The sequence below is a fragment of the Clavibacter lycopersici genome (genome assembly GCF_003576405.1).
Lineage (GTDB): Bacteria > Actinomycetota > Actinomycetes > Actinomycetales > Microbacteriaceae > Clavibacter > Clavibacter lycopersici.
Window position 1 is genome coordinate 1 of sequence record NZ_QWGT01000228.1, and the last position, 4,355, is coordinate 4,355.

At 75.3% G+C, this 4,355-nt stretch carries 6 protein-coding genes; 5 read left to right on the forward strand and 1 reads right to left on the reverse strand.

The window, feature by feature from the left end; translation table 11 throughout:
* Positions 1 to 299, forward strand: a 299-nt coding sequence (locus DZG00_RS12705) for a histidine phosphatase family protein (protein WP_147359996.1), incomplete at its 5' end; no start/stop codon positions are given.
* Here DZG00_RS12705 and DZG00_RS12710 read toward each other — a convergent pair.
* Positions 296 to 664, reverse strand: a complete 369-nt coding sequence (locus DZG00_RS12710) for a hypothetical protein (protein WP_119382911.1) — start codon at positions 662 to 664, stop codon at positions 296 to 298. The genes DZG00_RS12705 and DZG00_RS12710 overlap by 4 nt on opposite strands.
* 266 nt (positions 665 to 930) lie before the next feature.
* Here DZG00_RS12710 and DZG00_RS12715 point away from each other — a divergent pair, with 266 nt between their 5' ends.
* The 4 genes from DZG00_RS12715 to DZG00_RS12730 form a co-directional block, all read left to right on the forward strand.
* Positions 931 to 1,269: an STAS domain-containing protein gene (locus tag DZG00_RS12715; RefSeq protein ID WP_119382912.1), complete on the forward strand. Its 339-nt coding sequence runs from the start codon at positions 931 to 933 to the stop codon at positions 1,267 to 1,269.
* Entirely contained in the window at positions 1,262 to 1,684 is a 423-nt protein-coding gene (locus DZG00_RS12720; RefSeq protein ID WP_119382913.1) for an ATP-binding protein, read from the forward strand. The genes DZG00_RS12715 and DZG00_RS12720 overlap by 8 nt, the downstream gene beginning before the upstream one ends.
* On the forward strand, positions 1,684 to 3,012 hold the full coding sequence (locus DZG00_RS12725) for a PP2C family protein-serine/threonine phosphatase (protein ID WP_119382914.1): 1,329 nt from the start codon (positions 1,684 to 1,686) through the stop codon (positions 3,010 to 3,012). The genes DZG00_RS12720 and DZG00_RS12725 overlap by 1 nt, the downstream gene beginning before the upstream one ends.
* Before the next feature lie 136 nt (positions 3,013 to 3,148).
* A partial coding sequence (locus DZG00_RS12730) for a PP2C family protein-serine/threonine phosphatase (protein WP_119455686.1) occupies positions 3,149 to 4,355 on the forward strand: 1,207 nt, incomplete at its 3' end.

Consider the following 4,355-nt stretch of genomic DNA (forward strand, 5'->3'; position numbering starts at 1 on the left):
TCGCGGCCTGGCTCACGGGCGAGGACGGCGAGCCCGCGGCACCCGGGGGCGGCGAGACGTGGGCGGCGGCGGCCGTGCGGGCGCGCGCGGTCCTCGACGACGTGGCGGCGGATCCGCGCACCACCCTCGTGGTCGCGCACGGCTACCTGCTGCGCGTCCTCTACCTCACGGCGCTCGGGCGGTCGCCCGCGCTCACGCGCTCGCTCGTGTGGGCGAACGGGCAGCTCATCGAGCTGGAGCGCGACGGATCCGGGTGGCGCGAGCGCGAGCCGGGCACCCCGGCGGCCGCGGCGGGCTAGGCGTCCGGGCCGGCGGGATCCGCGCAGTCCGCCGGGTAGCGCAGCTCGAACACGACGTCGTCGAGCGCGCCCGTCCAGACCATGTCGTCGCCGCGGCGCGCGAGCGGGCCGTCGGTGAGGTCGATGGCGTCGGCGAGGCCGAGCCCCGCGATCCACGACTCGATGACGTCGCGCCGCACCTCGGGCGCGTACGCGTCGGCGTCGCCCGTGAAGTGCACCCCCTCCCACGGCCCGCCGAGCTGCCACGCGAGCGGCGGCAGCCCGCGGATCGCGCCCTCGGCGTTCCAGGCCAGGCCGATGGAGGTCTCGATCGCCAGCCGCGTGATGCGGCGCTCGGTCGGGACGTGCTCGGGTGCGGTCGACACGGTCTCTCCTCGTGCGGCCGGTGTGGCCGTGCTCGTGCGTGCGGGTCAGCCGCACCGTAACCGGGCGTGGCCGACCTCGCGAGTCGGATGCGCCACGCGGACATGCGACGGGACGCCGGATCCATCGTATTTCCTCGGGCGTTGGATGAGAGGATGAGCGCGGCGGAGGCAGGGGATCCGGGCGGGGGACCGCGCGGGACCGGCACCGCCCGCCGGCTGCATCGGGGGATGCGGTCGCCGGCGCAGGGACCACCCGAGGGGGACGCATGGCGCTCACGACCGCCACCGCACGACGCGAGGACGACGTCACCGTCGTCACCGCCACAGGGATGCTCAACATGGCGGCGGCGCCCGAGCTCCGGCAAGCCATCCACGACGCGCTGGATCCCGCGCCCCAACGGGTCGTCGTCGACCTCGCGGGTGTCGACTTCATCGACTCCTCCGGCCTCGGCGCCCTCATCGCCGGCCTCCGCGCGGCGCGCGACGCCGGCGGCGACCTCCGCATCGCGGCGCCCGGTCCGCAGGTGGCGATGGTGCTGCAGCTCTCCAACCTCGACCGGGTGCTGATCTCCACCCCGACGGCCGAGGCGGCCTACCGTGACTGAGACCACCCGCAGCCTCACGCTCCAGTCCCCGCCCGACGACGTCGACGCCGTCCACGAGCTCGTCGCCGACCTCTGGGACGCGCGCCCCGACGTGGGCGACCTCGACCGCATGGCGTTCGAGACGGCGCTCGTGGAGCTCGCGTCGAACGTGATCGAGCACGCCGACCACGGCCAGGGCGTCTCGTGCGTCGTGAGCGTCACGGTCGACGACGGCGTGATGAGCGCGCGGCTGCGCGACGGATCCGAGCCCGGCGACTTCCGCCTCGCCCCCCGCGAGATGCCCGGCGTCGACGCCGAGTCGGGCCGCGGCCTCGCGATGGTGCAGATGCTCTGCGACGAGCTGACCTACGAGCGGGTCGGCGGCGAGAACGTGTGGAGCGTCCGCCGGACCCGGATCGAGCCCGAGGCGTCCTGATGACCTCGCCCGCGCGGGCACCACGGCTCGCCGCGCTCCCGCTGCCGCGGTGGGTCGGCCGCGTCGCCTGGATCCCCGAGTCCGCCGCCCGGGCGGGATCCGTCGGCACCTCCGGCCCCACCCCCGTGCTCAAGCAGCTGCCGATGCTGGTGCTCTTCGTCCTCGCGGTGCTCGCGAGCCTGGCCGTGCCCACGCTCGGGGTCACGGCGCCGCGCGCGCTCCTCGTGTCCTGCGGGATCCTCGTGGTCGGCACCGTGCTCGCCGTCGTCGTCACCCTGCGCCGCGACCTCGCGCGCTTCGCCGTCGTCGTGCCCGCGATCGACTTCCTCGCCGTCGGCCTGCTGCGGATCGGGACCGGCGAGAACGCGTCCGTGTTCGGATCCCTGGTGATCCTCCCGGTCATCTGGTTCAGCCTCAACCCGAGCAGGTGGAACGTGCTCGTCGCGTTCGTCGGCGTCTACGTGACCCTCGGGCTGCCGCTCCTCCTCGACCTCGGCTCGCAGAACGCCAACGAGCTGTGGCGCGGGTTCTTCAGCGCCCTGGCCTTCGCGGTCGCCGCGCTCGTGGTCAACGAGCTGTCCCGGCGCACGCGGTTCAGCCTCGAGGCGTCGCGCGACCGGGAGCGGGTGAGCGAGGAGGAGCTGACCCGGGCGTCCGTCGTGCAGCAGGCGCTCCTGCCGAAGACGACCGTGCCGCTCCCGGGCTACCAGGTCGCGGGCGCGTGCCTCCCGTCCAAAGCCGTCGGCGGCGACTTCTTCGACTGGTACCCGGTGCGCGAGGGCCTCGCGTTCACGCTGGGCGACGTGATGGGCAAGGGCGTCGGCGCGGGGATCATCGCGGCCACCGCCCGCGCGGTCGTGCGCAGCGCCAAGAACGTGCCGGATCCGGTCGCCGCGATCGAGCGCACCGCCGACTGCTTCACCGCGGAGCTCAGCGAGGCCGCGTCGTTCGCGACCGTCTTCCACGCGCGCGTGCGCGCCGAGGACCACACCGTCCTCTACGCCGACGCGGGCCACGGCCTCTCCGCGCTGGTGCGCGCCGACGGAACCCACGAGCGGCTCGAGTCCACCGACCTGCCGGTGGGCGTGCCGGGGGGCGCCGGCTGGACCACGCACGAGGTGCCGCTCGGCCCCGGCGACCTCATCGTCACCTTCAGCGACGGCGTCCTCGACCTCTACGACGGCACCCTCCGCGCGGTCGACCGGGTGGCCGAGCTCGCGCGCGCGTCCGCGTCGGCCGACGAGCTGGTGGAGCGGATCACGGCGCTCGCCGCCGGCCAGGCGAACCCCGACGACGTGACCGTGGTGGTGCTGCGCCGCGAGGCGTGACGCGGCACCCGCCCCCGCCGGGGAGGGCTCCGAACACCAGCGCATACACTCGATGGAGGCGCCGCGGTCCGGGGGGATCGTGCGGCGGGCGGCACCCCGCCCGGCGCGACCGGCACCGGATGCACCAGGGGGACACATGGCCATGCAGGAACCCGTCGCGCGCCAGGGCGGCTCGGATCCCGCGGGTCGCGCCACCCGCGACGCCGTCCCGCTGCACGGCGCCGCCGAGGAGGCCCGGCTGCGCGCCGTGCACGACCTGCGGCTCGTCGGATCCACCGCGGAGGAGCGCTTCGACCGCGTCACCCGCATCGCGCGCGAGCTCTTCGACGTGCCCGTCGCCGAGATCAACCTGGTGGGCGAGGCCGAGCAGTTCACCAAGTCGCCGCAGCCCGCTGGCGTCTCGCTGCTCTCGGACCGCACGCAGTCGTTCTGCGACGTCACGATCCGCGGCCCCGAGATCCTCGTGGTGCCGGACGCGACGCAGGACGCGCGCTTCGCCGACCGCACCACGGTCACCGGGCCCCGCCACATCCGCTTCTACGCGGGCCGCCCGCTCCTCTCCGGCGGCCAGACCGTCGGCACCCTCTGCCTGGTCGACACCGAGCCGCGCGACCTCGCGCCCGCGCAGGAGAAGCTGCTCGACGAGATGGGCGCCTGGGTGGAGCGCGAGCTCCGCGACACCCGGGACGAGGAGATCGCGGGCGACATCCAGCGCCGGCTCCTGCCCGTCGACCGGCCGCTCTGGCCCGACTTCGACCTCGCCGGCATCAGCATCCCGGCCCGCGGCGTGGGCGGCGACTTCTACTCCTGGGGCGAGGACGCCGACGGGCTGCACGTGACCATGGCCGACGTGATGGGCAAGGGCGCGGGCGCTGCGATCCTCGCCTCGGCCGTGCGCTCGGGCTTCCAGGCGCACCGCGGGCCGGACGCCGCGCGCACCGTCACCGCGGTGCAGGCGCAGCTCCAGTCCGACCTCGACGCGACCGAGACGTTCGCGACGTTCCTGCACTGCCGCATCGACGGATCCACCGGCCGCTTCGCGTACGCCGACGGCGGCCACGGCCTCACGGTGCTGCTGCGGGCGGACGGCGCCCACGAGATGCTGCCGGCGCTCGGCCTGCCGCTCGGCGTCGTGCCGGATGCCTCGTGGTCGGCGGCGACGGGGGAGCTGCGCCCCGGCGACCGCCTCCTCGCGTTCACCGACGGCGCGCTCGACCTCTTCGACGGATCCCTCGACTCGGTCGCCCCGCTCGTCGAGCTGGTGCGCACGGCCGGGGACGCCGCCGAGACGGTGGGCCGCATCGCGGACGCCTCGGCCGCGGCGGCCGCCCGCGGCACGCTCG

Excerpts from the sequence above, each read along its gene's own strand:
- DZG00_RS12725 (WP_119382914.1), top strand. The coding sequence starts at position 1,684 with ATGACCTCGCCCGCGCGGGCACCACGGCTCGCCGCGCTCCCGCTGCCG.
- DZG00_RS12715 (WP_119382912.1), top strand. The coding sequence starts at position 931 with ATGGCGCTCACGACCGCCACCGCACGACGCGAGGACGACGTCACCGTC.